The organism is Variovorax sp. WDL1, assembly GCF_001541225.1.
Classification (GTDB): Bacteria; Pseudomonadota; Gammaproteobacteria; order Burkholderiales; family Burkholderiaceae_C; genus Variovorax.
Genome location: NZ_LMTS01000012.1, coordinates 1 through 240 on the forward strand (window position 1 = coordinate 1; position 240 = coordinate 240).

At 65.0% G+C, this 240-nt stretch carries 1 pseudogene; it reads right to left on the reverse strand.

What is annotated here, in order from left to right:
• Positions 1-194: pseudogene (locus APY03_RS43150) on the reverse strand (hypothetical protein); the annotation flags it as partial.
• Positions 195-240: the final 46 nt, after the last annotated feature.

The following is a 240-nucleotide window of genomic DNA, read 5'->3' on the forward strand; positions in this document are numbered from 1 at the left end:
GCCGGGCGCGAGTAGACGGGCGCTGGCTCGTAGTACACCGGGCCGGGCTCGGCAACGCCGATCGCCACGCCCGGAGCACTGATGCCGACAGACCAGTTCACCTGGGCATTCGCTGACGCCCCAGCGAAAAGTGCACCGGCAGCGACGACACCGGCGGCGGCCCACTTGGTGAATGTAGAGGGATTGAGGTTCACAGAGACTCCTGAAACGGGCGAAACCGCCCTGTGAATACACAACGTG